The organism is Candidatus Poriferisocius sp. (assembly GCF_965204015.1).
Classification (GTDB): domain Bacteria; phylum Actinomycetota; class Acidimicrobiia; order Acidimicrobiales; family Bin134; genus Poriferisocius.
This window is the reverse complement of the sequence record NZ_OZ241965.1, coordinates 3616480-3633257: the sequence shown is the minus strand read 5'-3', so window position 1 is coordinate 3633257 and position 16778 is coordinate 3616480. Positions and strand designations below refer to the sequence as shown.

At 68.2% G+C, this 16778-nt stretch carries 13 protein-coding genes; 3 read left to right on the top strand and 10 right to left on the bottom strand.

The window, feature by feature from the left end; all coding sequences use genetic code 11:
• Positions 1-133: 133 nt before the first annotated feature.
• Positions 134-5431 (bottom strand): fibronectin type III domain-containing protein, encoded by a 5298-nt coding sequence (locus ACOGJC_RS16410; protein ID WP_419846071.1) that lies wholly within the window; start codon positions 5429-5431, stop codon positions 134-136.
• Positions 5432-5561: 130 nt separating this feature from the next.
• Here ACOGJC_RS16410 and ACOGJC_RS16405 point away from each other — a divergent pair, with 130 nt between their 5' ends.
• Entirely contained in the window at positions 5562-6413 is an 852-nt protein-coding gene (locus ACOGJC_RS16405) for a segregation and condensation protein A (RefSeq protein WP_419846070.1), read from the top strand.
• Here ACOGJC_RS16405 and ACOGJC_RS16400 read toward each other — a convergent pair.
• Positions 6401-7219 (bottom strand): nucleotidyl transferase AbiEii/AbiGii toxin family protein, encoded by an 819-nt coding sequence (locus tag ACOGJC_RS16400; RefSeq protein ID WP_419846069.1) that lies wholly within the window; start codon positions 7217-7219, stop codon positions 6401-6403. The genes ACOGJC_RS16405 and ACOGJC_RS16400 overlap by 13 nt on opposite strands.
• Positions 7212-8198 (bottom strand): transposase, encoded by a 987-nt coding sequence (locus tag ACOGJC_RS16395; protein ID WP_419846068.1) that lies wholly within the window; start codon positions 8196-8198, stop codon positions 7212-7214. The genes ACOGJC_RS16400 and ACOGJC_RS16395 overlap by 8 nt, the downstream gene beginning before the upstream one ends.
• Positions 8199-8365: 167 nt before the next feature.
• Between ACOGJC_RS16395 and scpB the strand changes: the two genes are divergently transcribed.
• A complete protein-coding gene (gene scpB, locus ACOGJC_RS16390) occupies positions 8366-9004 on the top strand; it encodes an SMC-Scp complex subunit ScpB (protein ID WP_419846067.1) in 639 nt (212 codons plus the stop codon).
• Here the strand turns inward: scpB and ACOGJC_RS16385 are convergent.
• Positions 9001-10749 carry a fibronectin type III domain-containing protein gene (locus tag ACOGJC_RS16385; protein ID WP_419846066.1) on the bottom strand — a complete coding sequence of 583 codons (1749 nt, stop codon included), beginning with the start codon at positions 10747-10749 and terminating at the stop codon, positions 9001-9003. The genes scpB and ACOGJC_RS16385 overlap by 4 nt on opposite strands.
• 84 nt (positions 10750-10833) lie before the next feature.
• On the opposite strand from ACOGJC_RS16385, the gene ACOGJC_RS16380 reads away from it, so the two are divergent.
• Positions 10834-11577 (top strand): pseudouridine synthase, encoded by a 744-nt coding sequence (locus tag ACOGJC_RS16380; protein WP_419846065.1) that lies wholly within the window; start codon positions 10834-10836, stop codon positions 11575-11577.
• A 6-nt stretch (positions 11578-11583) separates the two neighbouring features.
• On the opposite strand, the gene ACOGJC_RS16375 is transcribed toward ACOGJC_RS16380, so the two are convergent.
• Genes ACOGJC_RS16375 through ispH form a run of 6 tightly spaced genes read right to left on the bottom strand, consistent with a single transcriptional unit; the run spans position 11584 to position 16756 of the window.
• A complete protein-coding gene (locus tag ACOGJC_RS16375) occupies positions 11584-12306 on the bottom strand; it encodes a lysophospholipid acyltransferase family protein (protein ID WP_419846064.1) in 723 nt (240 codons plus the stop codon).
• Positions 12303-12959, bottom strand: coding sequence for a (d)CMP kinase (gene cmk / locus ACOGJC_RS16370; protein WP_419846063.1), 657 nt, complete (start codon positions 12957-12959; stop codon positions 12303-12305). Before cmk ends, ACOGJC_RS16375 begins: the two co-directional genes overlap by 4 nt.
• A 12-nt stretch (positions 12960-12971) precedes the next feature.
• Positions 12972-14240: a 3-phosphoshikimate 1-carboxyvinyltransferase gene (gene aroA, locus ACOGJC_RS16365; RefSeq protein WP_419846062.1), complete on the bottom strand. Its 1269-nt coding sequence runs from the start codon at positions 14238-14240 to the stop codon at positions 12972-12974.
• Positions 14237-15295: a prephenate dehydrogenase/arogenate dehydrogenase family protein gene (locus ACOGJC_RS16360; RefSeq protein WP_419846061.1), complete on the bottom strand. Its 1059-nt coding sequence runs from the start codon at positions 15293-15295 to the stop codon at positions 14237-14239. The genes aroA and ACOGJC_RS16360 overlap by 4 nt, the downstream gene beginning before the upstream one ends.
• A gap of 2 nt (positions 15296-15297) precedes the next feature.
• Positions 15298-15666, bottom strand: coding sequence for a chorismate mutase (gene aroH / locus ACOGJC_RS16355; protein ID WP_419846060.1), 369 nt, complete (start codon positions 15664-15666; stop codon positions 15298-15300).
• Between the two features lie 52 nt (positions 15667-15718).
• Positions 15719-16756 carry a 4-hydroxy-3-methylbut-2-enyl diphosphate reductase gene (gene ispH, locus ACOGJC_RS16350; RefSeq protein ID WP_419846059.1) on the bottom strand — a complete coding sequence of 346 codons (1038 nt, stop codon included), beginning with the start codon at positions 16754-16756 and terminating at the stop codon, positions 15719-15721.
• Positions 16757-16778: the final 22 nt, after the last annotated feature.

Here is a 16778-nt window from a genome sequence, read left to right as displayed (position 1 = left end):
CGCAACGGGCCGACCACCGGCCCCGGGGTTAAACGCCGGCTCCCCCGGTGGCTGGGCCTACCGGGGGAGCCGGGTTTGGTTTTTGTTTTCTCAGGGCCGGTCCCTCGTGGGGCCGGCTATGGGTTCTTGCCCCTTAGGCGCAGGCGTCGTTGGCCAGGTGGGCCGGATCGTCGCCGTAGTCGCCGCCGGTGAGACCGCGACACGCCGAGGCGAGTTCACGCCTGAACGATGCGGGGCTCATGGCTGCGAGGGTGTCGCCAGCGATCTGGCGGGCGACGGCCTCGCGGCGGGTGTAGGGCAGTGCGCACACGTCGGCGACGCCGTCGCCGTCGGAGTCGTGCGGATAGGTGGCGGGCCCGCCGAGCGAGCGGTTGGCGCAGAAGCTCGGGCCGGTGATGATGCCGGAGTAGAAGGCACCGCCGTCGTTGATCGGGATCGCCGGAGGATCGGCCAGCATCTCGCCGCCGCAGTCGTCGTCGCCTTCCACCATGGCGCAGGCCGCGTTCACCAGCGCCGCATAGGCGTCGGCGTACTGGACGGCCAGGGCCTCAACCGCACTCTGGCGAGCGATGGCCTCACGGCGGGTGTAGGGCAGCGAGCACACGTCGGCAACGCCGTCGCCGTCGGAGTCGTGGGCGATCAGGTGCGCCCCTCCGAGGGAGAAGTTGGTGCAGAAGTCTGGACCGGTGATCACCCCGGTGTAGAACACGCCGTTCTCCGGCGAGGCCATGGCCGGCATCGCATCGTTGGAGGTGCCGGTGGCGCCTTCGCCGATGGCGTTCACGGCCCGCACCTGGAAGGTGTAGGTGAGCACGCCGGTGCCGGTGTCCAGATCAGACAGGGTGACGCTGGTGGTATCGGCCGAGGCCTCATTCCAGTCGCCGTAGTCGCCTGCGCCGAACTTCATGCGGTAGTGCCAGGCGGTGACCGCCGAGCCGCCGTCATCGCCCGCGGTCCACGAGACCTCGATCTGGCCGAGGCTGCCGGAGGCAGTGACCGTCGGCGCAGCCGGGGTGGTGGCCGGAGTGGCCGTGGCCTCGCCGGCGGCGCCGTTGCCCACATCGTTGGCCGCCCGCACACCGAAGGTGTAGGTGGTGCCGTTGGTGAGGGTGGGCACCGGCACGGCCCGGGTGTCGGGGCCGAGGCCGAAGGCCGACAGGTCATTCCAGTCGCCGCCGTTCACCTGGAGGTGCCAGGCGGTGACCGCCGAGCCGCCGTCATCGCCGGCGGTCCAGGTCAGCGTGACCGTGCCGTCGCCGGCGATCGCGGTGACCTCAGGAGCCGAAGGCGTGGTGGCCGGGGTGGCCGAGGCGCTGCCGGCAGCACCGTCGCCCACGTCGTTGGCCGCCCGCACACCGAAGGTGTAGGCAGTGCCATTGTCGAGGCCGGTCACGGTGTGGCTGGCAGTGTCGGCATCGCTGCCGTCGATAGCCATCCACTCGCCGTCATTCACCTGGAGGTGCCAGGCGGTGACCGCCGAGCCGCCGTCGTCGCCGGCGGTCCACGACAGCGTCACGCTGCCGTCGCCCCGCTCAGCGGAGACATCAGGCGCCGAAGGCGTGGTGGCCGGGGTTACCGGGCCAGCGCTGCCAGCCGCGCCGCCGCCCTCGGAGTTCACTGCCCGCACCTCGAAGGTGTAGGCGGTGCCGTTGTCGAGGCCGGTAACAGAGTGGCTGGTGGTGTCGGCATTGCTGTCGGGCACGTCGGTCCAGGCACCGTCATTGGTGCGGACCTGCCAACCAGTGGTCGGAGCGGCGTAGGTAGCCTCGCCGGCCGCACCGGAGGTGCCAGCAGTCCAGGTCAGGTCGACCTGGCCGTTGCCCCGCTCAGCCGACACCGAAGGCGCCGGCGGAACAGCAGACGGCATGACCGCAGCCGAAGTGATCGGCTCGGCGTTGACCATCTCGAGGTTCACGTTCACACCGCGCACCTCGAAGGCGTAGCTGACACCGTTGGACAGTCCGGTCACCGTATGGGAGGTGGTGGACGGGCCGCTGTCGGCGATGTCCATCCAGGCGCCGTAGCCGCCGCCGGACTCGCTCTGGCGATACTGCCACTTGACGATGGTGCTGCCGCCGCTGCTGAGCGGATTCCAGCTGAGGGCCACCTGGCCGTCGCCGGGATCGGCTGACAGCTGGTTGGCCGTGGGAGCACCGGTTGGGGTGGTCGAAGCGGTATCGACCTCAGCACCGGGACCGTAGGCGTTCACCGCCCTCACCTGGAAGGTGTAGCTCGAACCGTTGGTTAGACCGGAAACCACCGCGCCGCGCAGAGCAGACGGGCTCCTCCCAGTCGTGCCCAAGGACTCCCAAGCGTCGTAGGGACCGCCGTCCTGGCTCTTGCGAACCTGGTAGCCCACAACCGGGCTGCCGTTGTTGGACGATGGCGGATCCACCGTGATGGTGACCTGGCCGTCGCCGGGATCAACCAGCGCCCGAGCAGGAGCTGTCGGCGCCCGACCCGGCGTCGCCGGTGCGGCCTGGGCGAGAGCGCCGTTGCCGATGGCGTTCATGGCCCGCAGCCGGTAGGTGTAGGTGGTGCCGTTCACCAGGCGAGGGGCGGGCGGAATGCCGATGGTGTGGCTGGTGACCTCACCGCCTCCGCGAATGTCCACCCATTGAGCGGCATTGGCGACGTCGTTGTCGCAATCCTGACTGACAACCGTGGGCGTGGTGGCGGGAGGTACAGGAGGTGTCGACACCGTCAGGGCGCAGTACTGCCATTTCATGATGGCTGGGCCGCCGCTGCCGCCTGAGGTCCACGACAAGGTGACGCTCCGGTCGCCGCCAGCCACGGTGAAGCCCTGCGCCGCGGGCGGGGCAACCCCGGGAGTGACCGGGTTGGACACCAGAACCGGGCCGGCCAGTGGGCCGTTGCGGGCGCGAATCCTGAACTGATGCACCACGCCGTTCTGCAAGCCGTCAATGGTGCTGCCAGTAGTAAGGGAGGGGTTGATCTCACCAGGAGCGAATTCCCCGTCCTGGCCAGCGAACAGCCAGCCGCCCCAGTCGCCATCACCGACCTTGTAGGAGTACTCCCACTGGGTGACGCCGCCGGAAGCAACGACGCCGCCGGTGGCGCCAGTCATGGCCAGGGTGACCTCGGTGGTACCCGGGCTTGCCGTGAGCCGGGGAGCGGTGCCAGCGGCCACATCGGCGGCTACAGACGCACCAGGCGAACCGGGGGCACCGGGGATGATCGATGGAGACTCGGTATGGCTACCGTTGCCCCGCACATTCACAGCCCGAACCCGGAAGGTATGCACGGTGCCAGCCGGTGTGCCGGTGGGCACGGTGTAGGTCGCACTGTTATCAGTGGGGGTGTCGTCGGCAACCCATGCTCCGTATGAACCGTCTCCGACCTTCAGGGAGTACTCGTAGCGGGTAATGGCAGAGCCGCCATCAACCGAGGGCCTCCAGGTCAAAGTGATGCTCGTGCCCGTGGTCGCGCCGATGAACACGGCCGGGGGCGCCGACGGGACAGTCGGGCTGAACCGGGCGCTGTCGGTACCAGACTGGAAGCCGTTGCCGCGGGCGTTCACGGCCCGGACCACGAAGTGGTGCTCAGCTTGACTCAAGGCTGGAGTTCCAGGAGTGGTCCGATCCACATAGGTCAAGGTGCCGTCGGGGGCCGGTGCTGGGCCAGTCGGTCCGTCTGGATCGGCACGGGGAATTGTGACGCTGGTGGTGGATCCGCAAGTCGGAGCCATGCCAGTGGAGTTGTCACAGATGTTCACCCACTCGGTCGCATCAGCGCCCGCTGCGGTGGACAGATCAGCCAGCGAGGTGTTGGTCAGATACTGCCAATGGGTAATGGGGGAGCCGCCGTCGCCGCCGGAGGTCCACGTCAAGGTGATTGTGGCATCGCCGGATGCGGCGTCGTAGTTGGCCCGGGCGCTCAGGTTGGCCGGGGCCGGAGGCTTGGTGCCCGGGTATGCAGGACCGGGCATGGAACCGGCCTCACCGGGGCCCGTGGCGTTGACGGCCCGAACCCGGAATTGGTACGCCGTGCCGGGGGTCAAACCGCGAACGACGAAGCCCATCGTCCCCTGCGTGGCATTGACTTCAACGGCGGTAGCGGTGAGGGTGCGGTCTTCAGCGCTAGTAGTGGTGAAGAGGTCACTCGCCGCTATGGCTGCCCATTCGCCGTAGTCGCCGCTGCCGGTCTTCTGCGAGTACTCGTAGCGGATGATCGGGGAGCCGCCGTCATTGAGGGCGTTGCCAGCTTCGTTCAGCGGCGGGGTCCAGGTGACCGTGACGGAGTTTTCGGCTGCGGCGCCCTGCACGGCTGTCGGTGCGCCAGGGGGCATTCCTGGGTCCACCACCGCGCTCTCCGCGGTGCTGCCCGGACCCTCGGCGTTCACCGCTCGGATCTGGAACTTGTATTGCAGGGAGTTGTCCAAGCTGACCACGGTGTAGCTCGTGGTGTCGGCGTTGCTGCCCGGAATCGTGACCCAGGCGGGGGTTGTGGGCTCAAAGGTCTCAGTGCTCAATGCTTGGCGGAACTGCCAACTCAGGATCGGGGAGCCGCCGTCGCCGCTGGCCACCCACGACAGCGTGACTTGGGCGTTGCCCGGTACCGCGGTCAGCGAGCGGGGACGCCCTGGGGTGGTGGCGATGGTGACCGGCGCCGATTCGGTTTCCGCACCATTGCCGTTGTCGTTTACCGCCCGAACCTTGAACTGGTAGGTGTTGCCGTTGGTCAACCCGGTGACCGTATGAGTGGCCAGCGCGGCATTGGGGGTGGTGGCGGGATCAGGATTGATGATGATGCTCCACGGGGAGTAGTCACCGTCGCCCGTCTTCTGCTGGTACTCGTACCTCGTGATCGGCGACCAACCGTTCTGGCGGTTGATGGTGGTGGCATCGGGAGCGGCTGCCGTCCAGGTCAGCACGACCTGCGAATTATCCTCCGTGCCCCTCAGGTTAAGGGGCGCCGACGGAACGGTAGACGGTACAGCGGTGCGATTGGCGGTAACCTCACCAGAAACGCTGGAGGCCTCAGCCCCGTTTCCGGCGTCGTTTACGGCCCGCAGGTCGAAGACGTAGCTTTGGCCGTTGGTCAATCCGGTGACGGTGTGCCGATCGGTGTGGCGATTGCTGCCCGGTATCGGGGTCCACACATTTGTTGCAACTTCCGAGCCAGCGGCACCCACGGAATACGTGTACTCCCACCGGGTGACGGTGGCACCGCCGTCAGCGCCTGCGTTCCACGTCAGCGTCACGCTCTTATCGCCGTGGGTCGCCGATGTAACCGTGGGCGCCGCCGGCGCACTCGGCTGCGCGCTTGCCGTGGACAACGGTGTTAACAGCGTGGCCAGCAGCGCTAGAATGCCTAGCGCGGCCCACGTTGTTACCCGTCGCCGGGCGCGCGAAGACTCCACGTGGCGATGCCGCGCGGAGCGAAATCCTGAGAAAACATTTTTAGCCATAGGGGACACTCTATGAGGTCAGGTACTGAGATACAAGCCTTTGGCCCATTAGTTGTGAACTTTCTTAACGCTTCTGTAATGAATGTAATGAGTCCCCAAAGCCGTTGAGACAGGGCAGTATTGTGGCGGCGTGACAGCAGCGCCAGACACCGGGGTTTCCGAGGGGCCGGTGGTGGTGCGAAGCGAGGTTTCCGACGGGCCGTTCGAAGTGCGAACCGAGGTGTTCGAGGGGCCGTTCGATCTGTTGTTGCACCTCATCTTGCGCGACGAGGTTGATCTGTACGAGGTGGTGGTGGGCGACATCGTGGACGCCTACCTGGCCGAGCTCGACCGCATGGAGCAGCTCGACTTGGAGGTGGCCACCGAGTTCTTGTTGATCGCGGCCACCCTGGTGCAGCTCAAAAGCAGCCGGTTGCTGCCCGATCCCAGCTCGGTGGACCTCGATGAGGAGCTGGCCCTGTGGAGCGAGCGCGACCTGCTGTTGGCCCGGTTGTTGGAGTGCCACACCTTCAAAGCAGCCTCGGCGGCGCTGGAGAAGCTGGCTTCGGCGGCCGGGCGGGGGCTGGGGCGCATTGCGGGGCCCGATGAGCGCTATATGGACCTGGTGCCCGACTTTTTGGCCGGGATCGGCCCCGAAGACCTGCGGGCGGCGTTTGTGCGGGCCACCGCGGTGCGGCCCGAGCCCAAGGTGAGCCTGGCCCATGTGACCGACATCCCCTTCACCGTGAACGAGGTGGCCACCGACCTGGCCGCCCGGCTGCCTGCTATGGGCCCGGTGGGGTTTCGGGACCTCACCGAGCACTTGGCCACCGGCATCGAGGTGGTGGTGTACTTCTTGGCCGTGTTGGAGCTGTTCAAGCGGGGGCTGGTGGAGGTGTCGCAGGCGTCGGTGTTCGGGCGCATCGTTATCGCCTGGAGCGGCGACGACGCCGGCGACGACGGATTGGCATCGCTATTGGAGACCGACGCCTATGAGGGATGACCGCCAAGAGGCCCGCCGGGCGGTGGAGGCTGTGGGCGCGACCCTTTGATTGCCTCGTCGAAGGATGAGGTCAGGCCAGCTTGGCCTTTTCTATCTGAGGGCTCGGGCTGGCTTTGGCCAACCGGCGCGCGGCGCATTTGGTACAGGCGTTGTTCCAAGTCGGCGGCGCGGCGGGAGAGGTATTGGAGCACCTCGTCTTTGCGGTCTTCGAATATCGGGTCGAGGTCGAGATCGCCGGGGGCTTCAAGGAGTTCGACCATGCGGGCGGCGTCACTGGAGGCCGGTGTGATCCCGTAGCGCTGCATGTGGAAGGCGAGTCCGTCTTCGAGGGTGTAGGGGCCTGCTGTGTCCATCGCCATCAGATCGATGTAGTCGCGCAGCTTCGGGCGGTACATGATGACATCGAGCTTGGAGGCCAAAAGGTCGGGCAGCGACGCCACGGGCAGCCCGTCTATTGCGAGGGGCCGCTGGAGAGTCTTGACGTGGCCGGGGTTGGCCCCCCTTTGGGGGGTTCGGAACACCTGGACCAAGACTCCCCTGACCCTGGCGTGCATCTGGTCGGGACCGCTGGCGTCCACCTCGATGTCTCCTGCGGCCTCTTTGAACTGCCGGGCGAGACTGTCGCCGGAGAAGCCCTCGTGGGTCATGTAGTCGAGGTCGTAGGAGATGCGGTGGCGCAGGTGTATGGCCAAAGCGGTGCCGCCCATCAGACAACCGTCGATGCGCCGCGTGGCGGTTTGCAAGATGGGCCACACTTCGCGCATCTCCGGCGACAAGATGTCGCTCCAGGCGTCGATCTCAGGCATGGACGCGTTGGGCAAGGGCTTTGTCGATGCGGGCGGCGATTTCCCCGGTGTCGTAGCCGCGCATCTTCCGGCACCTTTGCAGCGCCTCTTTTGGCAGGCATCGCAGCGCCCAGGTTCGGGCCACAGGGTCGGGGCCGTCGAGGAGGGTCGTGGCCACGAAGAAGGCATCTTCGGGGAGCCTGAGGTCTTTGGCGCTCGACCCGCTCCAAAACAGGCTCCAGAACTCGGGCGGCACTTGCTCGGGGCAGGCGTGGTCTGTCTTTTCTGGTCGCGGCGGCAGGTACGCCATTGCGGTGATGCACTCCTCGTTGAGGTCGAGCGACCACAGGGGCAGCTTCAGCGACCCGTAGCCCCACGGCACGCTGGCCTGCTCGCAACGGGCGTAGCCTCGCTGCGCCAGCGACTTCAGGCACCGGCGGGCGTGATCCTCGGACAGACCGGCCTCGGCGGCGACTTGATCGAGGGCGGTGCCCCTGATCCGGTTCCGCAGCACTCCCATCACGGCCCGCTGCCCCCTGCTCAGGTCGGCAACCGGGTTGTCGTCGGGGTCGAACGTGGCGGGAAGCCGGTCTCGCAGCGCCTGTGCGGGATCGTGGTGTTGGTGCAGCAACGCCATCAAGCGGTCTTCTCCCGCCGGCTTTCCCGTCATTTCCAAAGCAGCAGAGATACGGCGAGCCGCGGGAGCCGATACTCCCAACTCACGCACCAGTGCAGAAGGGCTGATGTCTACACGCTGTGCTGCCGCAATCCATTTGGCGATTCCCACCTTGGAGCCGTGCATGGCGGTGTGGGTGGTGACCGTGAAATCCCCCCGGCAGGTTCGGCACCGCCACTGGGTCACGGGCCGCTTTGTTCTGATGGACAGATCGGCGGAGCCGCACTTGGGGCACACCACTGCGTCGGGCCATCTGAGCTTGGTGAGATACGCCTCATCAGAGCGCTCAGAGCGCGGTCGCAAGCCATGGGAGCCGGCTGTCATGACTTCTCAATCCTACCAGGTTGTGGGGACTGATCGTTCAAAAAGTCGGGAGGCGTTGGGGTGATTTGGCCGCCAAGGTCCAATTGATGTCGCCGTGCGCCCCGACGGGGGAGTCACCGTGGCGTTGGGGGTGGCGCATTAGTGTGGCGGCGTGGGGATATACGCCTATGAGGGATGACCGCCAAGAGGCCCGCCGGGCGGTGGAGGCCATGGTGATGGTGGCCGAGGCGCCGGTGGCGCCGGGGCTCATGGCCCAGCTCATCGAGATCCCCATCGGCGAGGTGGAGGCCATCTGCGACGAGCTGGCCGACGAGTACCGGGCCGAGGGGCGGGGGTTCGAGCTGGTGCGGGCCGCCGGCGGCTACCGCTACCGCAGCCATCCCGACGCCGAGGGCTACGTGAAGCGGTTCGTGGTGAGCGGCCAGAGCGCCCGGCTGTCGTCGGCGGCTTTGGAGACGCTGGCCATCGTGGCCTACAAGCAGCCTTTGTCGCGGGCCCAGGTGTCGGCCATTCGGGGGGTGAACGCCGAGGGGGCCATGCGCACGCTCGAGCAGCGGGGCCTTATATATGAGGCGGGGCGCGACCCCGGCCCGGGCAACGCCCGGCTGTTCGCCACCACCGCGGCGTTTTTGGAGCGCTTGGGGCTCGACTCGTTGCGCGACCTGCCCCCGCTGGTGGACTTCGTGCCCGGCGCCGAGGTGATCGAGGCCTTGGAGACCAGCCTCATGGCCGACAGCCGCCCAACCCCGGTTTCTGACGCCAACGGCGACGGGGCCGGTGGCGGGGAGGCTGGCGGCGGCGCTTAGGCGCAGATGTCGTTGGCTAGATCGGCGGGGTTGTCGCCGTAGTCGGTGTTGGCCAGGGCCTGGCAACTGTTCTGTAGCAGGGTTCGATACTGCGCGGGGAACGTTGCCGCCAGGGTGATGGCGGCTTGCTGGCGGGCGATGGCCTCGCGGCGGGTGTAGGGCAGCGAGCACACATCGGCCACACCGTCGCCATTTGAGTCGTGCGGGTAGGTCGTGGGGCCGCCCAACGACAGGTTGGCGCAGAAGCCCGGGCCGGTGATGATCTCGCCGGAGTAGAGCGGGTCGCCGGCGGGAGGGACGGGGGGCGGCTCGCTCAGGGTCTTGCCGCCGCAGGCCGCGGTGCCCTCGGTGGCGGCACAGGCCTGGTTCACCAGCTTTGTGTAGATGTCGGCGTGCTGGTGGGCCAGTGCAACCAGCGCTTGCTGGCGGGCGATGGCCTCGCGGCGGGTGTAGGGCAGCGAGCACACATCGGCCACGCCGTCGTCATCGGAGTCGTGCGGATAGGTGATGGGCCCGCCCAGCGACTGGTTGGCGCAGAAGGTCGGCCCGGTGATGACGCCTGAGTAGAACAGTCCGCCAGCCGGCGGCACCACCGGGATGTCGGGCTCGGTGCCGTCTTCGGGCTCGGTGGTATCGGGCTCTTCCTCCACCGGCTCAGTGTCGTCTTCGGGCTCGGTGGCTTCGGGCTCGTCCTCCTCTGGCTCGGTGTCGTCTTCGGGCTCGGTGGTATCGGGCTCGTCCTCCTCCGGCTCGGTGTCGTCTTCGGGCTCGGTGGTATCGGGCTCTTCCTCCTCCGGCTCGGTGTCGTCTTCGGGCTCGGTGGTATCGGACTCGTCCTCCTCCGGCTCGGTGTCGTCTTCGGGCTCGGTGGTATCGGACTCGTCCTCCTCCGGCTCGGTGTCGTCTTCGGGCTCGGTGGTCTCCGGCTCGGACTCGGTGTCGTCTTCGGGCTCGGTGGTATCGGGCTCTTCTTCTTCCGGCTCTTCTTCCTCGGGCTCTTCTTCCTCGGGCTCTTCTTCTTCCGGCTCTTCTTCCTCGGGCTCTTCTTCCTCGGGCTCTTCCTCCTCCGGCTCAGGCTCGGGCGGCGCTGGTGTCGGTCCTATGGCGTTCACCGCACGAACTTGGAACCAGTAGGTGACGCCGTTGGTCAAGCCGGTCACGATGTAGCTGGTGGTGGCACCGGTAGAGCCGACCATGATGGTCCACGGGCTGTAGGGGCCGTCGCCGGACCTCTGCCGGAACTCGTAGTACAGGATGGGCGAGCCGCCGTCGGAGCCGGGAATCCAGGTCAATGTGGCCTGGGAGTTGCCCGGAGTGGCTATCAGCTCGGTGACCGGGTCGGGGGTGGTGGCCGGTATGGAGGGCAGCGACACCGCGGTGGCCACCGCTCCGTTGCCCTCGTAGTTGACCGCCCGCAGATGGAACCGGTAGGTGTTGCCGTTGGTCAAGCCGGTGACCGTGTAGCCGGTGGTGTGGCGATTGCTGCCGGGAATGGGGTACCACACGTTGACCGCCACGCCGTTCTCGTCGTAGGTGTACTCGTAGCGGATGATGGTGCTGCCGTTGTCGTCGCCCGGGGTCCAAGCCAGCGTGACCTGGCTGTCGCCGGGCGTCGACGTCACATTGACCGGTTCAGCGGGCACGCTCGGCTGGGCCCCCGCGGTGGGCATCGGGGCCAGCAAGGCGCCCCACAGCGCCAAAGCCCCCACCAAAGCAGCCGCCCCTGCGACCCGCCAGGAGCTCAATACGGCGCAACTACCCACACCCATATGCTTGTCCCACCCCAATGCCTCGGCAACATCAGCCAACGCATGCCATGGTAACCCCGTATGGGTAGCGCGCCAGAGCGGATTCAGAAGGTGCTGGCTCGGGCGGGGGTGGCCAGTCGGCGGGCGGTGGAGGAGATGGTGGCCGAGGGCCGCATCACCGTGAACGGGCAGCCGGCCCGGCTGGGCCAGCGAGTCGATCCCGACCATGATTCAGTGGCGGTGGACGGGGCCTTGGTGGGGCTGCGGGCCGATCTCGTGTATTACCTATTAAATAAGCCCCCCGGCGCGGTGACCACCGCCTCCGACCCCCAGGGGCGGCCCACGGTGGTTCAGATGGTGCCGGAAGAGCCCCGGGTTTTCCCGGTGGGGCGCCTCGACGCCGACAGCGAGGGGCTGTTGTTGTTGACCAACGACGGCGAGCTGACCCACCGGCTAACCCATCCCTCGTTCGGGGTGGACAAGGAGTATCTGGCCCACGTGGAGGGCCGCCCCAGCCGAGGGGCGCTGCGGCGGCTGCGCGAGGGGGTGGAGCTGGACGACGGGGCGGCCCGGGCCATGGCGGTGTCGCTGCTGGAGCCCTCGGTGGTGCGCATCGTGGTACACGAGGGCCGCAACCGCCTGGTGCGGCGGATGTGCGAGGCGGTGGGCCACCCGGTGCTCCGCCTGGTGCGCACCCGCATCGGTCCGCTAGCCGACCGCAGCCTTGCGCCTGGTGAGTGGCGAGAGCTGTCGCAAACCGAGGTCCGAGCGCTGGAGCGCACCGGCACCGCCACCGATTCTGAGTTCGGGGGCGACGGGACCTGAACTCTCTTAATCCGATGAGTGATCGGGCGGCGCAGTGGGTATCCCCAACTCCTGTTGTACGTTGTCAAACATGGTCTGAAGGATCTCCCGCAGCTCCACTGAGTATGCGGTGAGAGCCTCCCGGCTGACCCGTCCCCGGTCGTCGGTTTCGGGCGGGGCCAGCGGCTCGCCCCACACAATCCTCACGGTGCGGGGGCGGGGCATGCGGATGCCGATGCCCATGGCCCGCTCGGTGCCGCCGACGGCCACCGGCACCACCGGCACCCGGGCCTTGCCCGCCAGCCAGGCCACACCGTCCAGCAATGGGAATATGCGGGAGCCCGACTTGCGCTCACCCTCAGGGAACACCACCAGCGTCTTTTCGGCCTCCAGCACCGTCAGCGCCGCCTTCAGCGCGCTGCGGTCGACCATCTCCCGCCGAACGGGAAAGGCGCCCATGGTCACCAGAAACCGCGTGGTGATCGGGCCCCGGAACAAGCCGCTCTTGGCGAAATAGCGCGGCGCCCGGCCGGCTGACGCACCCACCAAGAGGGTGTCGAGGTTGGAGCGATGGGTGGGGGCGATGATCACGCCGCCCTCCCGGGGCAGGTTGCGACGCCCCCGGGTGTAGCACCGGAAGTACGCCCCGAACACCGCCCGAGCCAGCCTCTGCACGAAGAAGTGGAACACCACGCCGGCCAGGCGCCCCTTGGCCTCCAACTCCTCTGGGTGAAGCTCGGGCCGGTTCATGCCAGCCGGGCGATCAGCAGGTCCACCACCTCGTCGACGGTGAGGCGGGTGGTGTCGATGTGTATGGCGTCGGGGGCCTGGGCCAGCGGGTCGTGCTGGCGGGTGGAGTCGGCCGCGTCGCGGGCGGCCAGATCGGCGGCCACCGTCTCGTAGTCGAGCGCGCTCACCTCGCCCGCCCGGCGCTCGGCGCGCACCTCGGTCGAGGCGCTCAGATACACCTTCAGCTCAGCGTCGGGGAACACCACGGTGCCGATGTCGCGGCCCTCCAGCACCCCGCCGCCCCGCTCCATGGCCCACGCCCGCTGGCGCACCCGCAGCACCTCCCGCACCCCGGAGATGGCCGCCACCGTGCTCACCGACCGGGTCACCTCCGGGCCTCGGATCTGGGTGGTGGCGTCCACGCCGTCCACGGTGACCGACGCGTCGTCGACGCGGATATCGCTGGATCGGGCCACTTCCACGATGGCGTCGGTGTCGGCCAAATCCACTTCCCGGTACATCGCCGCGAACGCCACCGACCGGTACATCGCCCCAGTGTCCAGGTACTCCAGCCCCAGCCGCTCGGCCAGCCGCCGGGCCACCGTCGATTTGCCCGACCCCGCCGGCCCGTCGATGGCGATCACCCTCATCTGATCACCCTCCCGAGCGCTCATCCTCGATCACCCTCATGGGGTCCATCCTGTGACGCGGCTCAGGTCGCGGGCAAAGCCCGGATAGCTGGTGGCAGTGGCCTCGAATCCCTCGACGGTCACTGGGGCCGAACCCGCGGCTCCGGCGATGGCCGCGGCCATCGCCATCCGGTGATCCCCATGGGAGTCCACCGTACCGCCGCCCAGACGTCCGTCTCCCGACACCGCCAACGTCTCCCCGTCGATCTCGCTCTCGGCCCCCAGCACGTTTAGCATCTCGATGATGGCCGCCACTCGGTCGCTCTCTTTGACCCGCAGCTCGGCAATCCCCTCGAACACGGTGACCCCTTCGGCGGCCGCCGCGGCCACCGCCAAGATGGGCACCTCGTCGATGCACCCCGGCAGCTCGTCGGCGGTCACGTGGGTGGCCCGCAGTTCGCTCGTGCGAGCCCGGATGTCACCAGAATCCGAGTCAACGGTGATGTCGGCGCCCATGCGGGCCAGCACGTCGACGAAGCCGCCCCGGGCCGAGCCGAGGTACACGTTTTCCACCGTTAGGTCGCTGTCTGGGGCGATGCACGCCCCTACCAGCCAGAAGGCGGCCTGCGATGGGTCGCCAGGTATACCTATTAAATGGGGGGGCTCGACGTCGCCGGGCCAAACGGTCACCGAGCCGTCGCCGCATTCCACCCTGACGCCGGCGTCGGCCAGCATCTCCTCGGTGTGGGCCCGGGTAGGCGCCGGTTCGCGAACGGTGGTCGGCCCCTCAGCCCGCAGACCGGCCAGCAGCACCGCGCTCTTCACCTGCGCCGAGGCCACCGGGAGGGTGTAGTCGATGCCCCGCAGCGTCCGGCCCTGCACCTTCAGCGGTGCCAGGGTGCCGCCCTCACCGCTGCCGCGCACCGACGCCCCCATGGCCGACAGCGGCTCGATGATCCGATCCATCGGACGTCGCCGGATGGAGGCGTCGCCGTCCAGGGTCGTGGTGAAGCCGTATCCGGCCACCAAACCGGTCAGCAGCCGGATGCCGGTGCCGGAGTTCCCGAGGTAAATGGGATCGGAGGCCCCGGTCAGGCCGCCGGATACAGTGACGCCCCCCGATCCATGGTCCTCAACCCGGGCGCCCAAGGCCTCTACGGCTAGGCGGGTGTGGGTCACATCGTCGCCGTCGGACAGGCCCTGGATGGTGCAGCGCTGCCGGCCGAGGGCGGCGATCATCAGCGCCCGGTGCGAGATCGATTTGTCGCCGGGCACCCGTATTCGTCCGACAAAGGGACGCGGCCCGCCGACAGTCAAAGCCGTCACGACAGGGCTCTTGACGACGGGGCGTAGCCCTGCTTCCCCAGCGCCTCGAGCAGCCCGTCGGCTGCCTCGGCGTTCACCACCAAGATGGCCACGCCCTGGCCGCCTTCCACCGAGTGGGCGATCTCCAAGTCGAAGATGTTCACTCCGACGTCGGTGGTGAGGCTGGTGATTCGGGCCAGCTCGCCGGGGCGGTCGAACACCGGCACCCGCACCTCGGCCAGCGATACGTCTCGATCCAAGCCGTAGGGCAGGTGGGCCCGGGCGCTTCGGGCCTGCTCCAACAGCTCCAAGAGCCCGCCCCGGTTGCCCTCGGCCACCAGGGAGCGCACGCCCGTCAGCGCGGCGATGAACCGGTCGAGCACCGAGCAGATGGCCTCGGAGTTCTCGTCGCAGATGTCGGGCCAGATCCCCGGATGGCCCGACGCGATGCGGGTCATGTCCCGAAAGCCCCCGGCGGCGAGGCGCAGCATCACCTGATGCTCCTCGGAGCGTTCGTCGGCCATCGCCATGAGCGTGGCCGCGGTGAGATGCGGCACATGCGACACCACCGCCACCAAGGCGTCGTGGCGCTCGGGGGCCAGCGACACCACATCGGCCCCCAGCGAGGCCACCACCGAGCGGATCTGCACCAACGAGTCGTCGTCGGTGTCGTCGGTGGGGGTCAGCACCCACACGGCGTTCTGGAACAGGTCGGCCCGGGCGCCGGCCACCCCCTCCTGCTCGCTGCCGGCCATGGGGTGGCCGCCCACGAAGCGGCGGTCGTTCACCGCACCCACGATGGGGGCCTTCACGCTGCCCACATCGGTTACCAGTCCTGCGCCCTCGGCCAGTGCCTTGCGGGCCTCGGCGGCGGCCACCCCCACCGGGGTGGCCACGAACACGATGTCGGCGTCGGTGGGCGGCCCCAGTGAATCGAGCGCCCCGCGGCGCAGAGCCTCGGCGGCCACCGCCTCGTCCTCGTCGGTGCCCACCACCTGCCAGCCCCGCTCGCGCAGGGCCAGGCCGATGGAGCCCCCGATGAGGCCGGTGCCGATGATGGCGGCCTGCTTGCCCATCATCACTCGGGAAGGTCGTCGCGCAGGCCCTGGGCGCCTTCCAGGTAGATGTGGTGCAGTTCTTCGCGCCCCCGCTCGGTGTTCAGATGGATGAGCACCCGCAAACAAAGCGGCGTGCCCCCGTCGATGTCCAGCTCCTGGGCGCACAGCAGCGGCACGTCGCCCAGGCCAAATGACCGGGCCGGTGCCGCCGGAAAGACCGAGTTGATGTCGGAGGTGGCGGTGAACACGATGCTGATCAAGTCGTCGTGGTGGATGTCGTTGCGGTCGAACAACTCGGACAACAGCGCGATGATCCGCTCTTCAATCTGCTCGGCGGTGTCGACGTCGATGGTGGTGGCGCCCCGCAGGGCCCGCACGGCGCGGCTCACGCCCGAGATTCTACCGACCCCCGCCCCCAGCCCCCCACTTCGTTAATGACAGTTAGCGGGTGGCGGTTAGGACGTCTAGGACGTCGCTGGCGGCTACTTGGCGGTCGACCATCTTGGGGGGTGAGGGGGGGCCGCCCAGGGTGAAGGAGGCCAGCGAGCCGGAGGCCTCGATGAGCTCTCGGAGGTTGCGGGGCGGGGGGAAGTACTCGTCCTCGCCGGTGACCGAGACCTCCTCGATGCCCTCGGCCGGGTCGAGGCGCTCCAACACCTCGTTGATCAGCTCCTCGGGCGCGGATGCCCCCGCGGTGACCCCGACGACCCCGGTGATGTCGTCGGGCAGCTCTGCGGCCCGGTTCACCCGGTAGACGTTCTCGCAGCCCAGCTCGCGGGCCAGCTTCTCCAGCGCCTGGGTGTTGGAGGAGTTGGCCGAGCCGACGACCACGAAGGTGTCGCACCGCCTGACGATGGCGGTCAGCGCGGCCTGGCGGTTGGTGGTGGCGAAGCACAGATCGCTGCGCCCCGGCGTCCACATGTCGGGGAACCGTTCGCGGGCCGCGTGCAGCACCCCCTCCCAGTCGCGGTGCGACAGGGTGGTCTGGGCCAAAAGGGCCACCGGCTCGGTGAATTCGGGCAGCGCATCCACGTCTTCGGTGGACTCCACCGGGTGGATGGCCTTGGGGGCCACCGCCATGGTGCCCACCGCCTCTTCGTGGTCTTCGTGGCCGACGTAGATGATGCGGTAGCCCTTGCCGGCCCGGACCTTGACCTCGTGGTGCACCTTGGTGACCAGCGGGCACACCGCATCGACCATGTAGCTGGCCTGCTCGGTGGCCGCGGCCACCACCTCGGGGGCCGAGCCGTGGGCCGACAGCATGATCGGGTGGCCGGGGGGCACCTCGGATATGTCGTCGACGAACACCACGCCGAGCTTCTCGAAGCGTCGCACCACCAGCTTGTTGTGGACGATCTCGTGGTAGCAGTACACCGGCCCGTCGAAGGTGCGGACCAGCCAGGCCAGCGCCTTGATGGCCATCTCCACGCCGGCGCAGAAACCCCGGGGAGCGGCCAGGATCACCTTGTCCACATGCACAGGGCCAATCTAGCGGCCTGGT

What these genes read in the sequence shown, in the direction of transcription:
- ACOGJC_RS16360 (WP_419846061.1), bottom strand. Translation starts at nt 15,295, where the DNA reads ATGGGCAAGCAGGCCGCCATCATCGGCACCGGCCTCATCGGGGGCTCC.
- scpB (WP_419846067.1), top strand. Translation starts at nt 8,366, where the DNA reads ATGAGGGATGACCGCCAAGAGGCCCGCCGGGCGGTGGAGGCCATGGTG.
- ACOGJC_RS16380 (WP_419846065.1), top strand. Translation starts at nt 10,834, where the DNA reads ATGGGTAGCGCGCCAGAGCGGATTCAGAAGGTGCTGGCTCGGGCGGGG.
- ACOGJC_RS16395 (WP_419846068.1), bottom strand. Translation starts at nt 8,198, where the DNA reads ATGACAGCCGGCTCCCATGGCTTGCGACCGCGCTCTGAGCGCTCTGAT.
- cmk (WP_419846063.1), bottom strand. Translation starts at nt 12,959, where the DNA reads ATGAGCGCTCGGGAGGGTGATCAGATGAGGGTGATCGCCATCGACGGG.
- ACOGJC_RS16400 (WP_419846069.1), bottom strand. Translation starts at nt 7,219, where the DNA reads ATGCCTGAGATCGACGCCTGGAGCGACATCTTGTCGCCGGAGATGCGC.
- ACOGJC_RS16410 (WP_419846071.1), bottom strand. Translation starts at nt 5,431, where the DNA reads ATGGCTAAAAATGTTTTCTCAGGATTTCGCTCCGCGCGGCATCGCCAC.
- ACOGJC_RS16375 (WP_419846064.1), bottom strand. Translation starts at nt 12,306, where the DNA reads ATGAACCGGCCCGAGCTTCACCCAGAGGAGTTGGAGGCCAAGGGGCGC.